Genomic DNA, 19,583 nt, shown 5'->3' on the forward strand with positions numbered 1-19,583 from the left:
GGATTACGCCCACGTTCACCAAACTTTGCGCTCACAATCCTTACCAAGCCAGGTGTAATAGAGCTACATCCACCTTTGGCACTTAGCTAGACGCTTTCAAAAATCACCCCATCAACTAAGTCGATGGGGTGAGCCATATCGTGAATTTGCTATAACTGTCAGCTACTCACTTAACTATTGCGTCGTTGCCGTATTAGACAACGTCCAGGTCACCTTACCTTGATAGTTGCCCACCAAGGCGCCGCCGTTCAGCTGGAGTAAAATCCCAGTGTTGTCCTGCCAATCACTAGCAATATTAAACGGTGTATTTGACCCATCTGACTTGTGATCCGTAATAATTGTATCGGCCGTTGGTGATAGTTGTTGCATGTTGGTGCCATCATTACTATAAACTAACTGGCCATCTAGCGTACTACCATCCGTGTCTGAGGTTAACGCAGACGCTTTGGCAGAAAGCTGCCAGTCCGTCCCCTTGGTCACAGTATCATTAATGTTAAATGTCCAATCGGGATCGGCACGTTCAACGATCTGCTTGGACCCGCTGATTTGCGACTGATAAGTCAGATCACCTGAGTTACTGCCGAAAGCTACATTCCCAACCACGACGGTAATCGGGATAACACTCGTCAGATTATTCGTCGCATTGTCTTTCGCAAACACGTACAACGTATAGGTTCCGGCGCTCAAACTGTTGGAGGGAAAGGTAAACGAAAAACCACTAGCCGGATTTTGATCACTCAACGTAATCGGAGACATTAAGGTAGCTGCCGATGCACCAACCGGCGCCCAATACGGGTTCAGTACTACTTTACTATTGGTCAACGTTGAGCCATCCGTTGTCGTAATTTTACCAGTAATTTTTGCATCTTGTCCCACGTTAACATTTACCTGCGTCTGATCCATCGCTAATACTAATGCTGGGATATCTTCGTGTGTAATCGTGAAAGCCGGTGTTGCCGCCGTCGAAACAGCGTTGGTTCCCTTAAAGTAACTGGTTAAATCTGACCCACTACTGTAAGTGTTGCCACTCGTCGGATTTTGCGCCTTTCCGCCCATGGCGATCTTCACGCCGTCTATCCCAGACAACGTTAACCCGTCAGCAGAGCCATCTTGGGCTAAGTTCACGTTAGCATAACCATCACTTTGTTTGGTCACGGTTGCCTCGCGGGTACTACCATCCTCATAGGTGATTTTCGCGGTACCATCCAACGTAACGTGGTCTGGAACCTTGAGTTCCGCATTCAAGCCCTTCCAATCGGTATCCCCACTGGTTCGCTGTGCGTTGTAATTTAACGTGACGTTAGACCCACCCGGAATGCTAGTCTGACCATCATCAGTTACGTCAACTTGTTGACCGTCTTTTTCACACGTCATCCCTGCCGAAGCAGTCGTCTTAGTTTGCCCGGGGATTTGGTCAAAGACGACTAAATTACTTTCACTACTGTCACCCGTTGAACCGGTAAATCCCCAGCGAATTCTAGACTGTCCCGTGCTCAAATGAAATTGACTAAGATTAATCGGTACCGACCTAACTGAGGATGTGGCTTGTGGTAACCCGGTCTGAGGATTCTTGTCATTATAGCTATAAGTCATCGTTCCCTGAGCACCCGCAGTCGCTGGCGCTTGATAGTCAACCGTGATGTGATGCCAATTATAATCCGCTAAACTTGTCGCAACCGGGAGATAGCCCAGATGGGTTAACCCATAGTAATAGTACTTTGATGAAAGCCAATCACCTGGACCATAGCCTGAAACAGGCCCCATTGCTTGATAGGAATTGCTATCTCCTGGATAGTTAGACGCAATGTGTGCACCACCAATACTAACACTGTTTCCAATTGGTCCATCTTCATCAACTTTTTGATAAGCAGACCCCAAATCAAACGCTGAAGGCTTGCTAGCGGTGACGTTCCATCCAGTAGTTGGCGCCGCGTTATTTTTAAACGTATCGAATTCAAGCGCCCAGCTATTCTGAATGGCTGTGCTGGCTAAGGTTCCAGTTTGCGCCGTCTTCGATTTAGGATCAATGCCCCAAACACCAAGCGATTCCCCATTGCCGGAGAACTGGTTGGTATCTCCCGCATTCTGTAGCACAAAGGCCATGCCATCGCCAGGTGTCGCTCCCTTGGCACCACTGGCAAAAATCCACATTGATGCCGTTTGATTTTTATATAGATCAAATGATTCTTTGGTTGACCAAATAGCTCCGGTTTGCCCAGTCTTATCTTCCGTAATCCGCACCGCATTATTAGTCATTCCGGCAACCGGACTGGTAGCTGAGACAACCCCAGCTGAGTTGGAGCTAACCGAACTATTCTGCGCAAACGAAAAGTAATCTGCCATTGGTGTCCCCTGTGGTGCGTTTGCCAACGCATCTGTTGCAGTATAAAACGGTCCCGCACTCGGGGCAGCCTTAGCTGATACCCCCGATAAGACCACTCCCAGCCCCATAACACTCAAGACTGCCCCCCACTGCAACAACCTCTTCTTAAAACTCATTGCGATTCCCCCTCATACCCTATTCCCTATAGCCACTCTCTTTACCTGTCTCAATTCAAACATAGTAGTCAGCCATGTCTTCAAAGCGTCCAATTTTAACACTCACTATTTGCAGGTAATGTTACTGAACTTACTTGTTACCCGTAACTGGTCACCCTTTAAATGCTCCGCTACCATAATGACCCCAGTATACCATCAATTGCATAACGTTTGAAAGAAAGCATATCAATTATTTTATACCTAGCCTATGCCGGGGTACACAAGCGTTCTAAGACACCTTATTGCCCAACATTAGCTTTTTAAAAGTAGCCACAAATTTAATCTTTTCTATTCACTATTCAACATATGTAACGTTCAACTATCAGAGCGTCATCCCTCTGTCTGCGCATGTTTAAACAAAAGAGCATCACCCGTCAAAATAACGAGTGATGCTCTTTCATGTTAAGTAGTCGGTTCAGAATTAACAAATGTCCAATTAATATTTCCGGAATAACTCCCCGCTGTGGCACCCCCGCCAACGACTAATCGAATGCCCGAATTGTCTGTCCAATCGCTGGCAATGTTTGTCGTCGTAGTTGTGTCGCCAGAAGTACCACTCGCAATCTTCGTCGCGGTCCCCGGTGATGTTCCCAGTGGTTCATCTACCCCATTAGCATCTGGGTAGACCAGATAACCATCCAGCTTTGTGCTAACGGCTGTCTGTGTTGCATCAGTCATTAAGGGGTCTGCATAGGCATTGAGCTGCCACGTACTATTTTTCATCCGCGAATCAGTAACGTTCAATCCCCAAGTTCCATCCCGACTGAGTGTCGTATCGGCTCCGGTTAATGCCATTTTCCCAAACGACATATCATTGACGTTCCCCAACTCAACCGTGCCAGCAATGACCTCCTGAGAGATTACCGGCGATCTACCGTCACTTGGATTCGTATCAGTAGCATAGAATGTAACTGTATTCGATCCCGCTTTGAGTTTAGCATTCGGGATTAAATAGTGAAAACCAGTAGTCCCATAGTTGGGATTGTAATGGTCAACATCGCCTTGTATGAATGAATCCTGGGCAACCCCATTTAATACTGGGTGTATAGTCACATTCGTTGGAGATACAGTTGTATCAGTTGATTTAACAACACCTACAATATCTGCATCAGTTTTTCCACCATAATTTACTTTCAATGTACCGTTAGTAGGATCAACTGCCATCGAAATTTTAGACTGAGCTACTTTAAAACCAGTCAAATCAGCTGAAGATGATGCGTTACTTCCTTGGAAGTAATTAGTTGTACTCCCCTCAGTTGATGCTGTATCAGTTGCCGTTCCATAAAGCGTTATCTTTCCTTCTTGAGTACCGGTCAAGTTAACCCCATTGTCACTATTTCCCATTGCAACGGGAAGACTGGTGCCGTTAAGCTTTGAAATATCAACGCTACCACCGTCAGAACCATCAGGATTAGTAATTTTCCCAGAAGTTAAGTGAATACTCTTTGGAATCGTAAGCAGTGCATTAACGCCCTCCCAATCTTTCAACCCACCATCTCGCTGAAAAGTATAGTCTAATTTGACTGGTTCACCACCGGAAATTGTCGGTGTAGACGTCCCACTAGTATCAACCGGAGTATAGTCTCCAGACTCGTCCTGTGTACTCAATGTTGCTGTGGAACTATTTTCAACGTCCCCAGGAACTTGATCAAAAACAACCAAATTATTTTCCGTACTCGTACCTGTTGACCCAGTGAACCCCCAACGAACCTTAGTTGAATCCGTTAGATTAAATTCACTTAGCTTAATTGGCACTTCCGCGGAATTAGCAGGTGTTTTTTCTTCTCCTGTATCTGAATTCTTATCATCATATACATACTTCATTTTCCCTATGCCATCACTTGAGGTAGGCGGCGTATACGTCAGTGTGACGTGATGCCAACGATGGTCAGTCAACTTGTCAGTTGTCGAATCGGTAGTCTTACCCTCATCGAGATAACCAAGATGCGTCATTTTGTAATAATAATAGTTAGTCTCGTACCTAGACTCCGCCCAATACGGAAGTCCTAATAATCCTCCAGTTTTCCCCCAAATTTCCCCTCTATATCCGTTTTGAGTCATTCCAGTGTAGGTACTAGAGTCTGCAGGATAGTTCGAAGCGATATGATTGTCATCACTATTAATCTTGCCAGCAGTTCCAGTCGGATTTCCTGAGGAGTCAAAACTATTATAGTAACTTCCCAAATCAAACGAAGAAGGTGCATAGGGAGCATCTAGATCCCACTGTGAAATGGCCGCAAAGGGTGCAGACGGAACAAAAGTGTTATTAAACGTATCAAACTCTAACGCCCAGCTATTACTAATTGCATTTTTAGCCAAATCAGTTGAATTCCAATCTCTTGGGTCCATCCCCCAAACACCCATGCTTTCGCCGACACCAGGCGTATAAACATTATTCTTATCTTTATCTGGCATAGCTGCTTTAGAAAACGCATGGACCCCATCGTCAGAATTTTGCAACACGAAGGCCATACCATCTCCCAGGCCATCCTTAGTGTACGCCGCCTCAGTACTAGCATAGACCCACATAGATGCTGTTTCCGGCTTCATTAAATCAAAAACTTTATCGTTTGACCAAATAGCTCCCCACGAGTTTTTAACACCTGCTCTCGAAATCTGAATTGCAGAATTGTTCGAACCAGTTGTCCCTGCATCAACTAAAGTTGCTGAGTTAGTACCTGTGGCTCCTGTAGCATCATCGCCATGCCAAAAATAATCTTTATACTCATCTGAATTCAGGTCAACCCCTTGGGGCGCACCAGTTAAAGCATCAGTATAATTATTATATGTTGTTTCAGCGGCACTCGCCTCTGTCCCCGACCACAGCCCTAGTCCGGTCACGGCCAAAGTAACGGCTACCCCCAATAGTCCCTTTCTCATTTCCATCTAAAAACAACTCCCTCATTCGAAGATTCCTCGAGTTCTTCCGCGCATCCTCAACTTTGTTAAACGATCAATTATTATAATTCGATTGTGGTTACTGCTGACGGTTTCTTTTATTCAACCATAATGACTTAGTCACGGTATGTATTCTAACTGAACTTACGTGGAGACCCGTCAACGAATGTATTTCTAAATATTTAACCACCCTAATAAATATAGTATACCATCAACTGCTCAGGATTATAAGAGAAAATATTGATTATTTTATAGTTAACAGCAAATACATAGATCGGCTTCATAGCGGGTTTTACAACTAGTTGCACGCTCAAATCACCCATTTAGCCGTCTTATTGTGTTCAAAAGTAGCAGCCCACACTTTATCCACAAGAATTTAGTTCTGTAACATTAAAAGTTCCTAAAAAACTCGACGCCTGCCAGCATCCACTGTTTCGCGAATTTTATCGTTTTAACCCCAAAATAAATGGATTACCCACAATTTTAGTCGGTAATCCATCACAAAACATTATTCAACTGAGTTAACAAATGACCAATTGATTGTTCCCGAATAGGAGCCCCCAGTCGCACCACTATTAACCTTTAACCGAATCCCCGTGCTATCGGTCCAGTTAGCCGCAACGTTGGTTGAACTCGCGGTTCCATCAGAAGTTCCGCTAGCAATCACCGGTGAGCCACTACTATCCAATGTCGTGGTGTTGCCATCCGCATCCGTATAGATTAGTGAGCCATCCAGCTTCGTACTTGATGGCGTACCATTGAGATACATGCCATCCGTGTTGGCAGTTACTGCCCAGTTGCTATCCTTTGTCTGCGTATCATCAACGTTTAAGCTCCAGTCAGTCGAGCGGTTAATGATTGTACTACCGCTCCCCGTCAGGGTCGTCGGGTCGAATATCAGATCGCCACTAGTATGACCAAATCCCACAGTTCCTGCAGTCACCGTCGTTGAAACCGTTGCGGACTTATCACCTGCCGGATCAGTGGCGTAGAAGCTTACGGTATTGTCGCCAGCCGTCAGCTTATCGTTAGCAATTGCGTATTTAAACCCGTACAGAACGCCCGATGTCGCAGAATCCAAGTCCACGGTATCTTGTGCGACACCATTAATCGTTGGGTGAATCGTGATGTCTGAATTACTAAGTGTCTTGTCAGAAGGCACGGCAACCCCTTCAACGATAGCGTCATCACCACCAACATTAACCGCTAAGGTACTCTTGCTTTCATCCAATTGCATCGCCAATGCCGGATCAACCTTCTTAGTAATCGTAAAGCTAGGTGTTTTTGCCGTGGAGGTCGCGTTACTCCCGACGAAGTAACTGGTTTGTGCTGCTTCACTCACGTCGCTGTCGGTCGCCACGTTTTTAACCGTCCCGTACAACGTCACCGTTGCCTTTTGGGTACCGCTTAAGGTCAAACCACTATCCGCTAACGGAACCGATAGCGTTTGACCAGACCCCGAGGACGTTGGTGCCACAATTTTCGATACATCGACCTTATTATCGTTACTATCCGTATAACTCGAATCCGGATAGCTGATACTCCCAGAAGTCACGTCAATATCATCAGGAATTGTCAGATCCCCATTGACTGACTTCCAATCTTCATCCCCGCCAGTCCGCTCCAGCGTGTAAGTTAGCTTAACGTCACTGTCGCCAGAAACTGAATCGCCGTCACTGACATTCTTGGTATAATTTCCATCGCTATCCTTCGTCGTCATCGTAGCCGAGGCATCCGTTTGAGCTTCACCAGGGATTTGGTCAAAAATAACCAAATTGTTTTCTGAATAAAGTCCCGTAGAACCCGTGAATCCCCAGCGAACCTTCGTCTGTCCCGAAGAAAGCTTAAACTGACTCAAATCAATCGGTACCGTCGCGTAGTCCGTCGACGCCTGTGGCAACCCCGTATCTGGGTTCTTATCGTTGTAGGTATACGTCATGGAGCCATCGCCACCTGACGTGGTCGGCGGCGTATACGTTACCGTGATGTGATGCCAACGATGGTCGGACAGATTCCCAGAGCCACCAGTAGCACCTTCGTCCAAAAGGCCTTTATGTTGCAGGTTATAGTAATAGAAGGTCCCATTCCCTGTTATCATATTTCCATTTAGCGGGTTCTTAATCTTTCCTTTCCCAACAACGCTAGTTCCCGTATAGGTGTCAGTAGAGCCTGGATAATTGGACGCAATGTGAGTGTCCGTGATCTGTGATTGGCTTGACGGCGTATCAGCTGGCCCACTGACATCGTAAGAAGAAGGGCTGCTATTCGCAAAGTCATAACTACTATTGGTCCAGCCAAGCAGTGCTCCCCAATAGGTCCCGCGCTGTGGGATATCATCATTGGGATACGTATCAAATTCAAGCGCCCAACTATTCTGAATAGCCGAACTTGCTGGATTGGTGTTCGCGAAGTACTGGTCTGCGACTCCCCAAACCCCCATGGACTGCCCAGAACCAGAATAAGCATCTGTGCCGCCATTTTGGAGCACAAACGCCATGCCATCACCAACGTTGCTGGCACTCTCACCACTGGCGTAAATCCACATTGAAGCCGTTTCACTCTTGCTTAAGTCAAAGGTCTGATCCGTTGACCAGATGGCCCCCCAACTATCCTGAACGCCGGCCTTGGAAATCTGAATAGCTGAGTTTCCCGTTCCAGCTGGACTCCCAGCAGTAACCAGTGATGCAGCGTTATCACCGGTCGCCGTATCCACCGTCTTATCAATCGTAAAATAGTTAGAGTCTAAGCCACTTTGAAGATCAACACCCTGTGGCGCGCCCTTCAAAGCAGCATCACCAGTGTTGAAGATTGTAGAGTTGGCACTGGCTGGCACTACCGACCACAACCCCAATCCGGCCACAGTCAAAGTGACCACGCCTAATAATCCCTTTCGCACATTCATCAAATTTACCCCCTCGCCCGTTAGTCACGCGGGCTTGTTCGCGTATCTTCAAACTACTGATACGTTCTCTAATTGACCTAACCAATCGTCAATTAGTAAACCACTTGTTTGTTCTGATGAATACAGTATACCATCAGGTCATTGGAATGGTAAGGGGTGAAATAGGAAGATTTTATGAGCTTGGTTTCAGCGTAAAACGCTGTTATACCGGTAATCAAGAGTCTGCAAATTATCTATCTCCCTTTTTGCCGGGTTAGTTAAATAAGCCGTTTTAAGCTTTCTTTAAGTTACAATATAAGCTTAGTGTAACACGGATACCATTTCAGACTATCACGATCAAAATTCGTAACTATAAAAGCGTCGCGACGAGTCGAAATCCAGCAATTACTGCTGCTCCACTCGTCGCGACGCTTTTAATTTACAGTTATCTATTCATCGTCATCCGTTGCGTCGTCGTCATCTTTCTTCCGGTTTCTCAGCAGCAAGTAAATAATCACTGCCAATAACAGGACGATGATGATTCCGCCGGCCACAAACCACCAGAAATAATTCTTCTGCGGCGTGTTGATCCGGTTCTTCAACGAATTAACATCCTTTTGCGTAATTGTAAAGTTCTTGGTGAATTGCCAGTGGTAACCACCCTTGGCATACGCATCCAACTTCAAAGTGTAATCCCCAGCGGCCAACTGCTTGTCACCCCACGGAATGGAGTAATTAAAGTTCGTGTTGGGCGCCATAGCCATACTTTCCTTGGTCTGTGATAAGACCGTTTTTGAACTGCCTTGCTTGGTGACCTTGGAAACAACCTTCAAGGCCTTCATCAGACCTGGACGAGGATTTTGTAAGTTCGCCTGGATTTGATTCAACCCACTAATTTGGCCAGCCTTAACGGTATGCAGCCGCATATCAGGTGCCACGTCAATGCCGCTTTCACGTAAGCGCACACCCACGACGTAAGCGAACGCGTTACTAATTGTCACACCATTTTTCTTACTGTTGGTATTCTTATTCTTCTGTTCCTTAACGTAAATACCACCTAAGATCATCCCATCGATCTTCTTGGCAGGCATTTTATACTCAACTGACACTTTCTTAGAACTCTTAGCATTCACAGTGACATTTTGGTTACTATTTTTACCAAAGACATCCTTGATGCCAACTTTTAATGAACTATCAAGCTTGGGATTAGCTTCACTATAATCAACTACCCCATTGGTGTTGGTCATCGCTTGGTTCACGCCAACCTGGAACTTCTTCGTCTTATTACTCGAATTATGAATAACAATTGTCAGTTTCTGTTGCTGACTTGGCTTTACCCGTAATGCAAAGTAGGTGACTTTCTTATCATCCTGATTCTTTGGTGTAATCGTGCTAACCGAGTAGCCAACGCTTTCTGCCTTTGCAGTACTAGTCTGCTGCATCCAGCCAAATGCCACCAGCAACGTCCCTAGCGTCACTAACATCCTCAACCAACGTTTCATGATTAACCTAGCCTCCATCATCATTTATCAACCGTTTTCTTCATTGTAACAAAGAATGCGGTAGCTGTCGCTACCGCATTCTGAATTTAATATTTAAGGTAACTTCGCAACCCTGTTAAACCTGTTTGATTGGATTAAGCTTGGGTTGAAGCAGTGTCAGCAATCGTCCAAGTTAAGTTGGACTTGTAGGTTCCGGCACTGTTACCACCGGCGATTGATAAGTTCGTGTCCTTCGTCAACCGGTTCATCCAAGTCCCAATACCATTACCAGCCGTCGCAGAAAGCACCGTGGCACCGTCGCCACCGGCAGTGATAGAAGGTGCGGCAGCAACAGCAGCCTTAGCGGTAACATCGTCATTGTTAGTAGCAACGGCGCCGGCAAAGTTGATTTTAGCACCTAACAACGTGGTTGAAGTGTCACCATCTTTGACAAAGTTATCGGCCTTAACAGTAACTGTCCAAGGATCTTCGGAACCAGCGTTAACAACTGCAACGTCACCAGCCCCAACCGTAACCTTATCAGCACCAGTAGCAGACTCGTTTGAAGAAGTTGCACTCGTAGTTAATGAGCTAGCTGTAATCGTTTGAGCAGCACCGGTAATAGCAGTTCCAGTATCTGGACCGAAGACCATATCAGGTGCAGCAACTAACTTGATAGAACCAGAATGGGCACCTGAACCACCATCACCAGCAGTTAAGCCAACAGTAGCGGTAGTTGTTTGATTGTCAGTACCATCAGTAGCAGCGTTAGCCGTAACAGTCGTGAAACCAAAGCCAGCAGCAAGTGCAACAGTAGCGATTAATTGTAAAGTTTTCTTAGTCATAATAATTTATCTCCCTCAACTTGATTGTCTTTGTTCTTTACTCTTCTAAATCTTTTGTCCAAAGCAACGACTCTATTTTATGAACCTGCCCCAACTAGAGGCGCTTCGTTGGAACCATCTGATGAATTCATCTGATTACATAAGTTATAATAGCACGAATTTTGCCTTCTGTCCACAATTAATTATGTGTGGGGAAGATTATTTTTCTCCAAACTGTTTAATGGTGTGTCGTTACGTTTATAGGGTATACGAATAGGTGCCATAATTACTGTCATATCAACGTTTGTCGGCCATTAATTTTTACGGTACGCATTATTGTGTTAGCTTGTTTCCGTAAAAATGGTCACCTGATAGTCGATTTTTGATTACCGTTTACAGGGTATTCGTTCGTGGTGAGTTTTAGTTGTGTACTTGAACCAACCCGCAAGAACGCTTATATATCGGCAATTGCAGCTAATAGCCGTCAATTCTTCTGTCTCGAGACTTCACAAGCCAAAAAATTCAAAAAAAATAACATTTTTTGCAATTTCGCAAAAAACGTCATTATTTCGTTAGTTTTTATTGTTAAAGCCACTGTGGAAGCCCTTCTGAACCGAGACTGGCGCATCCTTGTAGGCCATCTGCTTCACGTAATTTCCACGAATCATCAAACGATTAGCTCCAGTTGCGTCACAGGTGATCAGCGTCACCATTGTCTTCTTCGTCTGATCGACCACCTTGACATCGGTTGCCGGAATGAATTTTCGCACGCTAACTTTATAGACGAAGACCTTTTTGGCATTGGTCAAATAAATCTTTTGGCCGACCCGTGTCTTCCAATATAATGGACTAAATAAAATTGTCTGGGAACTCATATGGTGACCCGCCAGCGGGTAATTCCCCCGTCCCATTTGCTGGTCCGGCCGCATGGTTCCGGCAGTCAATGCCAACACCTCATTACTGACACCCTTGGCGATTGGCAGGTGGATCTTTGACTGCGGCATGTAGATTTCACCCACCACGTGGATATCAGCCGTATTCCAGCGTGCATTGGCGACCGTGGAGAAATCCAACGACTTAACCTTACTGAAATCATACGACGCTTTTTTCTTTTCGTTCTTCTGCACGGTCTTTTTGGAGATCTGCGGTTGATAGGAAGAAATCAGCCAATTTTTAATTTGCTCGTTAAAGATCAGCCCGAGTGAGATGATAATTAAAATGATAAAAATTGTCGTCCAGAACCACCGCCAACGGTGCTTCGGCTGCTGTTGCTGTTTATCTGCCATAATGACTGCCACTCCCCCCAGCTATTCGCTATCCTCATGGGCAAATTTTACCGCATTTACTGTTAAAAACAAAGTGAAACCGTTCCGTCACGTTCCGTGGTCGCCAGTTTTCACCACTTTCCCTTTGTATTCTGCCATGTGTGCTGAACATAGTAAAGGCGGGAAGCCAACTGCCTCCCGCCAATCCATCATTTACTTTTTAGTTTTCTTATCCGGTTCAATGCCCGCCGTAATCCGTGGTGTCCGATTACCCCGCTCTGCTTCCTGAGTAACCGCCATTTGTGCGGCCAAATTCAGGAAGTTAAAGGTATCATCGAAGTTCGGGTTGAATAACATATCTACAAAGGACAGGTCGTCGATTGTATTGCGGTTCTGAATCGCAATCGATACGGCATTGGCTGATTGCGCGACCTCGTGTTTACTGAAGAGTTGAATCCCCAACACCCGCCGGTTATCGCGGTCATAGACCAGGTTGATGAGCAGTCGATCCGTGGTCGGCATATACTCAGGACGCCAAGTACTCTCAAAGGTCACACTATCCGCGTTCAGACCTGATGAAGCTGCATGCCGCAAGGTCAACCCCGAGGAAGCTAACGTCCGACCAAAGATATTGATGGCCGAAGTTGCCTGGGTACCCATGTAACGTTGCAGGTGCCCAAACACGTTGATGCCGGCCAGCATCCCCTGGCGCACAGCATTCGTTGCCAACGGCGTATAGGCGGGTTGGCCAGTTGGGTTAAAGTTAACGACACTGGCATCCCCACAGGCAAAGATATCTGGGTTCGAAGACTGAATGTAGTCGTTGATAATAATGGCACCATGACGATCCATCTTCACTTGACCACGTAAGAGCGCCGTATTGGGCACAAAGCCCGTGCTAACAATGGCAACATCCGCACGGTACGTCTCACCATTGGTCTCAATGGCAAGTCCCTTGTCATCCTGAGTGAATGCCGTGACACGGCTGTTCAGGACCACTTCCACGCCTTGATCACGTAAAATATCAACCACTTTGTCTGACAGATTCTTATCAACATAGTGATCCAACAGAATGTCCTGCGACTGAATCAGTAGCACATCGTGACCGGTTCGCGCGTAACTCTCTGCCAACTCAGTCCCGATATACCCGCCACCGATGATCGCAATGCGGTTATGATCCTTAGCCGCCTGATACACGGCCTTGGCCTGTTCATAATTCTTACACAGCAGAACCATGTCTTCGTCAATTCCGAAGATTGGGGGAACGTTGACGGTCGACCCCGTGGCCATGATTAGTTTATCGTAAGTGTCACTGGTCAGCTTGCCAGAATCCATATCGACAATGTCCACCGTCTTATTCGCAGCGTCAATCTTCACGACGTTGTGACGAGTGAGGACGTTGGCACCCAGCTCCGCTAACTATTCGGGGGATGAGTAGAACATGTCCTCCAGGTGTTTAACCTGCCCATCTAGAAACAGTGAAATCCCCGTCGATAGAAATGACACGTTGGTGTGTCGTTCGTAGATGGTGACTTCCGTTTCAGGATGATCCCGTAGTATTTGAATCGCGGCGTTCGTTCCTGCATGGGTGCTTCCAACAATAATGACCTTCATCATAGTTCCCCCTCATATTCTGCAACGCATAAATTTAGTGGTGTCCTTCGACGAACACATGAAACCTGGGCAACTCGTTAGGCCCTTATTAACAATTATCTTCTCAGTTCAATCCATCACCGACGCCTCATCAAAGGAACTCACTGGCTATCCAACGGTTGAATCACCCATTAAATATGAACCACTGAGACGGCTCCAGTTCCCGGTATAGCGGGATGTAAAACGGATTATATCACTACTGATAATGTATTTTCACCCAATTAACTTAATTTGTCAAAACAAATACTCTCCTTATGAACAAGATCCGCATTCTAAAGGGATTTTGCCAACAAAAAGGCTGGGACACTTCTGTCCCAACCTGACGTATAGAGTGCATGATTAATGTTGTGATCCTACTCATCAGCCGTGAATTTGGCCAACAAAAAACCGGTAACAGTTAAAAACTGCCACCGGCGACAAATCATATTTATTATAATTAGTCGTTTGCCAAGCCGTACTTCTTGTTGAAACGGTCCACGGCACCATCGGCCTGAGTAAACTTTTGCTTACCAGTGTAGAATGGGTGTGAATCTGAAGAAATTTCGACACGGATCAATGGGTAGGTGTTGCCATCTTCCCATTCAACCGTTTCGGCTGAAGTTGCCGTTGAACCAGACAAGAACTGGAAGCCAGTACTTGAGTCTTGGAACACAACTTCGTGGTAATCTGGGTGAATTCCTTGCTTCATAATGTATTACGCTCCTTTGCCCTGGTTCATCTACTGAGCCAGAGATTGATTTAATCGTCAACCGTTGAATTATACCATGAAAGCCATCTACGAGCAATGGCTAAGCTTGGCCGTTTTCTACCAAGCTTTCTGTACTCACAATTTCAACATCCGCGTTTAACGCCGTCAACTTCGCAACGATCCGGTCATACCCCCGCAGAATGTTATCGGCAGCTTCGATTTCAGTGTCGCCATCAGCCATGAGTCCCGTGATGACCAGCGCAGCACCCGCCCGGATTTCGCCAGCTTGGACCTGACTGCCAGTCAGCCCCTCGCTCGGATCGACAACGATCATGTCATCTTCTGAACGAATGTTAGCGCCCATCTTCCGTAATTCCGCGATGTGCATGATCCGCTTAGGATAGATGGTGTCAATAACCACGCTGCTTCCGTTGGCCCGGAACAGTAGCGGCGTTAAGGGTTGCTGCAAGTCCGTCGCAAATCCAGGAAACGGCATGGTCTTGATACGAATCGGCTTTAAATTCTCCGACCGTGGCACGTAAATGCTATCTTCATTGATCTCCAGGGGCACACCCATTTCAATCATCTTAGCCGTAAAGGCTTCGAGATGTTCTGGAATCACATTCTTGATGACGACGCCATCCCCAACAGCCGCAGCCATCGACAAATAAGTCCCGGCTTCGATCCGATCCGGAATAATTGTGTGGGTATTCATCGCCCGTAACGTTGGGACACCCTCGATTCGAATGACATCGGTGCCAGCCCCACGAATGTGCGCGCCCATATTATTCAGGAACGTCGCTACATCGATGATTTCGGGTTCCTTGGCCGCATTTTCAATGACCGTGGTCCCCACCGCTTTGACCGCCGCAAGAATCGAATTGATCGTGGCCCCAACTGAGACCATGTCCAAAAAGATACGTGCGCCATGCAAGCCTTCGGGACCAGTCGTAATGCGAACCGTGCCGTCATGCTCTTCCACTGAGGCACCCAAGGCCTCGAATGCCTTGATGTGTTGGTCAATTGGCCGTGGCCCAATGTTATCGCCACCAGGGAAACTCAGCGTGGCCCGTTGGAACCGCCCCAACAAAGACCCCATAAAATAGTACGATGCCCGCAAGCTCTTGATTGCTTTGCTAGGGAGTGGCGCCTCCACGATCTCAGTAGGGTCAATGGTCAAGACCCCGTCTTCAAACGTCGAGTGTACGTTCATTGATTTTAGAATTAACATTAAATTGTGCACGTCAAGGATATCCGGTACCATATCAAAACGGACCGGTGTATCAGCAAGAATCGCTGCCGGAATTAAAGCCACTGTGCTATTTTTTGCGCCACCAATCGTCACTTCTCCAGAAAGACGACGGCCGCCGTGAATTATCATTTTTTTCATTATGAAGCTATCCTCACTTAATAATCTTCCATTTAATTCCATACAGTCAGATACCATGATAAATAATGCTGAGCAAAAAGACAACACTTTCCCGGTATTCTGGCCAAAATGTAATATTAGCCGACTACAATACCCCGTTTCGAAGGTCATCTAGGTTCTTGGCAAGTATGGTGTCGATAATAATTTGGGTCAATTTATGCGGGGATTCGGGCATACCGTCCTTCACCCATTTTTTTAAGATATTTTGCAAGCCCGCACCGATGTACACGCCCTGGTAATCTGCAATGTGTGGTGGCTTTGGCCCGGTATGAGCAATCAATTCCTGCATCCGTTTCAACAGATCGGTTCGTCCCTCGATGAAGACTAGATTACTTAACTTCTTATCTTCATAAAAGGCCGTCAGGAGATGCTCTAAGGCCTGACTGGGTGTTGCGCCCTCTAACGGGTGCAGACCGGCCACAAACGCCTTCTCAATGCTCTCCACGCAATCATAGATGTCGGTGTAGTACCGGTAAAACGTCGTCCGGTTTACATCGGCTTGCGTACAGACTTCTGTGACCGAAATGGCGTTAATCGGTTTACTCTCAAGCAAAGACAGCACAGTCTCTTGAATCACCCGCTGTGTGTACTGAGCGCGCCGATTATTTTTAACACCAACCATAGATTTCACTCCTATTTGCCATCAAACTCACTATGAATACCGCTTGCGTTACCCATCTATCGGCTACGTTATCGCCTCTGCGACTGACTAACAGATTAATTATAAGAGACTTTACGTGCCGCCGACCCCCACTTCATGGTAAAGTTAAAGCCGGTCAACACAAAGTTTTCATTCTTGATTCATTGTCCAATGTAAGCGCAATTTAGTCACGCAAAATATCCAAGTTAGGTAAGTAACAGGCCTTTAGTCCCAAAATCACCTAAGTTTCGAAGTACCTGTACGATCGCACCAAGCACGTAGACTAGCCACACTACCACAACGCCTAAGACACCCATACTAATCATGGGCCGCCACCGTGGCTAATCATGCGTGCAACACTCTCGTTAAAAGTGTCGCGTTAACAACAGTTCTGTTGACATTGGCGCTTGCTAATTAAGTTATTTATTTTTATCATGTTAGACACGGTGTTGCATTAATGTATAGTTTATCAGAAATACACTGCAAACAACAGCCGAATTCAAAAAATGGAAGGATTATTTTAAATGCTGGAACTAAAACACATCAAGAAATATTACTACGTGGGGGACTCCGTCACAAAAGCCCTCGACGATGTTTCTGTTGCATTCCGTTCCCAAGAATTCGTCGCTATTCTTGGTCCTAGTGGTTCTGGGAAGACGACCATGCTGAACGGTATCGGTGGTCTGGACATCTACGACTCAGGGGACTTGGCCATTGAAGGCAAGTCGACCAAGGACTTCTCTGCCGCCGACTGGGACGCCTACCGGAATAATTCCGTGGGCTTCATCTTCCAGAGCTACAACATCATCAGTCACCTGAGCATTCTCGATAACGTCGAAATGGGGATGACCCTGAGTGGCGTCTCCAACACTGAAAAGAAGGAAAAAGCGCTCAAGGCTCTTGACCGCGTTGGTCTGACCGACCACATCAACAAGAAGCCGAACCAATTATCCGGAGGCCAACTCCAACGGGTCGCCATTGCGCGAGCTATCGCTAACGAACCAGAAATCCTGTTGTGTGATGAACCAACCGGTGCCCTAGATACCGAGACCAGTGAAGAGATCATGAAGCTGATCAAGGAACTCTCCGCGGAACGGCTGGTTATCATGGTCACCCATAACCCCGATCTGGCCCACGAATACGCCGACCGGATTATCGAGTTCGCCGACGGGAAGATTCAGCGTGACTCCGATCCTTACGACGACCACGCCGATGCCGAGCAATTCAAGTTAAAGAAGACCAAGATGACCTTCTGGACTGCATTGAAGTTGTCCTTTAACAACATCCGGACGAAGAAGGGGCGAACGGCGCTGACGGCGTTTGCCTCCAGTATCGGGATCATTGGGATTGCCATCGTTCTGGCCCTGTCCAACGGATTCCAGACGCAGATCAACAAGACCCAGTCCAATACGCTGGCTCAGTTTCCCATCACCATTTCGCAAACGGCTCAGGACAGCTCAACCACTGGCCCTCAGAACAATAAGAAGACCACCAAGTCCAACAAGGTCGTGGCCAAAGTTAGTGACGCCGATAAATCCGTCCACCAGAATAAGATTACCAAGAGTTACTTAAAATACGTTAAAAACATTAACGGCGACTTAAGCAAGAACATCACCTACACCTACTCAACCGGGATGAACCTCCTGCGGCAAACGAATGGTAAGACCAAGACGGTCTCCTTCTCTAACACCGATAGCAGTAGTGCAAGTGGCTCGAGTGCCATGCAATCGGCCATGTCCGCTTCGACTGGCGTCGGTGGCTCCGTCTATCCAAGTGCCAACGATGGCGGTACCAACTTCCTGAAGAAACACTACAAGGTCATCGCCGGAAGTTATCCAAAGAGTGCCAACGATGTTATCTTAATCGTCGACCGCGACAACTCGACAAACATCAATGCCCTGAAGAATCTGAACTTCGACGTTAAGGATAATCAAAAGCTGAACTACGATAAGATTGTCGGAACGAAGATCAAGGTTGTCAACAACAATAATTACTACCAGAGCCTGCCTACTGGCAATTACGTGCCAAACAAGGCAACGAACGCCCTCTACAATAATAAGAGCAACACGACCATCAAGATTGCCGGAATTTTGCGAGTCAAGGCCAAATCTTCCGAAAACGTACTATCTTCTGGGATTGCTTACAGTGACAAGCTAACCCAAAACATTATCAAAACCAACAAGAACTCTGACATTGTGAAAGCCCAAAAGAAGGCTGACAGCAACGTCATGACGGGTCAAACCGTCAACAAGGATACCAAGACTAACCTGGTCAGCTACCTCGGTGGCTCTACCACACCAGCTAGCATCCTGATCTATCCGAACACTTTCAAGAATAAGGATAAGGTCCTGACCTACCTGGACAAATACAACAAGGGTAAGAGCAAGTCCGACAAGGTCATTTACACCGATATGGCCGGGACCGTTTCCGACCTGACTGGAGGCTTGATGGACGCCATCACCTACGTCCTCGTGGCCTTCGCCGGGATCTCACTGGTTACCAGTATGATCATGATCGCCATCATCACATACACCTCCGTCCTCGAACGGACCAAGGAAATCGGGATTCTCAAGGCCTTAGGGGCCCGAAAGAAGGATATCACCCGGGTATTTGATGCTGAGACGTTCATCCTCGGTGTGGGTTCCGGGGTCCTTGGGGTTGTCATTGCTTGGCTCCTGACCTTCCCAATCAACATCGTCCTAAAAAACATCACTGACCTGAGTAATGTGGCGCATTTGAACCCCGTCCACGGGATCATCCTGATTATTATCAGTACTGTCCTGACCATGTTGGGTGGCCACATTCCAGCACGAATGGCAGCCAAGAAGGATGCCGCAACAGCGCTACGTTCAGAATAGGTTTCCAATTAAAACGCCTTTGACTACCGTTCAGTTCGCAGTCAAAGTAACTGAACAAGTTCCGTTTTAAAGTCACAAGTAAACAAAAATACCCCGCAAATCGAAATTGATTTGCGGGGTATTTTTACGAGCTGTTAAATCATTTAAACATAGAAAGCACAAAAACAGCGTTCAAAGTCTGCTAACAAGATCCAAAGACGTAAAACTAGTTGCAGCAGTTACCTACAGCTACCGTAATTTCTCACCAATTTAATAATATCCTCATTGCTGCATGATAGCATTCAATTACGATAATTGGTGACAGTTCCTGTAGCCGTTAGTGAGCTAAATTGGGACTCAGCCGTGGGATTTCCCAAGTGTCCTTCTTGAAAAATGGCGACTTTGAGACGTGTTTCTTCAGCTCAAAGCGAGGTTGGAGACCGATCTTA

General features: G+C 46.5%; 10 protein-coding genes and 1 pseudogene. 1 reads left to right on the plus strand and 10 read right to left on the minus strand.

Annotation, left to right across the window (positions count from 1 at the left end):
- Positions 1-174 precede the first annotated feature (174 nt).
- The 10 genes and pseudogenes from ACKTSF_RS10430 to ACKTSF_RS10475 all read right to left on the minus strand — a co-directional run bounded on the left by ACKTSF_RS10430 (position 175) and on the right by ACKTSF_RS10475 (position 16,279).
- Entirely contained in the window at positions 175-2,499 is a 2,325-nt protein-coding gene (locus ACKTSF_RS10430; protein WP_407889200.1) for an L-type lectin family protein, read from the minus strand.
- Between the two features lie 441 nt (positions 2,500-2,940).
- Positions 2,941-5,424 (minus strand): hypothetical protein, encoded by a 2,484-nt coding sequence (locus tag ACKTSF_RS10435; RefSeq protein ID WP_407889202.1) that lies wholly within the window; start codon positions 5,422-5,424, stop codon positions 2,941-2,943.
- 520 nt (positions 5,425-5,944) lie between these two features.
- Positions 5,945-8,338 (minus strand): hypothetical protein, encoded by a 2,394-nt coding sequence (locus ACKTSF_RS10440; RefSeq protein WP_407889203.1) that lies wholly within the window; start codon positions 8,336-8,338, stop codon positions 5,945-5,947.
- Positions 8,339-8,766: 428 nt separating this feature from the next.
- Positions 8,767-9,819 (minus strand): WxLIP family cell surface protein, encoded by a 1,053-nt coding sequence (locus ACKTSF_RS10445; RefSeq protein ID WP_407889205.1) that lies wholly within the window; start codon positions 9,817-9,819, stop codon positions 8,767-8,769.
- Positions 9,820-9,953: 134 nt separating this feature from the next.
- A complete protein-coding gene (locus ACKTSF_RS10450) occupies positions 9,954-10,643 on the minus strand; it encodes a WxL domain-containing protein (RefSeq protein ID WP_407889207.1) in 690 nt (229 codons plus the stop codon).
- A 551-nt stretch (positions 10,644-11,194) separates the two neighbouring features.
- Positions 11,195-11,908, minus strand: coding sequence for a class A sortase (locus ACKTSF_RS10455; RefSeq protein WP_407889209.1), 714 nt, complete (start codon positions 11,906-11,908; stop codon positions 11,195-11,197).
- 192 nt (positions 11,909-12,100) lie between these two features.
- Positions 12,101-13,501: pseudogene (locus ACKTSF_RS10460) on the minus strand (FAD-dependent oxidoreductase).
- Between the two features lie 475 nt (positions 13,502-13,976).
- Entirely contained in the window at positions 13,977-14,228 is a 252-nt protein-coding gene (locus ACKTSF_RS10465; RefSeq protein ID WP_125701303.1) for a type B 50S ribosomal protein L31, read from the minus strand.
- A gap of 100 nt (positions 14,229-14,328) precedes the next feature.
- Positions 14,329-15,618: a UDP-N-acetylglucosamine 1-carboxyvinyltransferase gene (gene murA, locus ACKTSF_RS10470; RefSeq protein WP_407889211.1), complete on the minus strand. Its 1,290-nt coding sequence runs from the start codon at positions 15,616-15,618 to the stop codon at positions 14,329-14,331.
- 124 nt (positions 15,619-15,742) lie between these two features.
- Positions 15,743-16,279 (minus strand): TetR/AcrR family transcriptional regulator, encoded by a 537-nt coding sequence (locus ACKTSF_RS10475; protein ID WP_407889213.1) that lies wholly within the window; start codon positions 16,277-16,279, stop codon positions 15,743-15,745.
- Between the two features lie 542 nt (positions 16,280-16,821).
- Between ACKTSF_RS10475 and ACKTSF_RS10480 the strand changes: the two genes are divergently transcribed.
- A complete protein-coding gene (locus tag ACKTSF_RS10480; protein ID WP_407889215.1) occupies positions 16,822-19,155 on the plus strand; it encodes an ABC transporter ATP-binding protein/permease in 2,334 nt (777 codons plus the stop codon).
- The last annotated feature ends 428 nt before the right edge of the window (positions 19,156-19,583 follow it).

Origin of the sequence: Levilactobacillus muriae (assembly GCF_045862015.1) — a bacterium.
GTDB lineage: Bacteria > Bacillota > Bacilli > Lactobacillales > Lactobacillaceae > Levilactobacillus > Levilactobacillus muriae.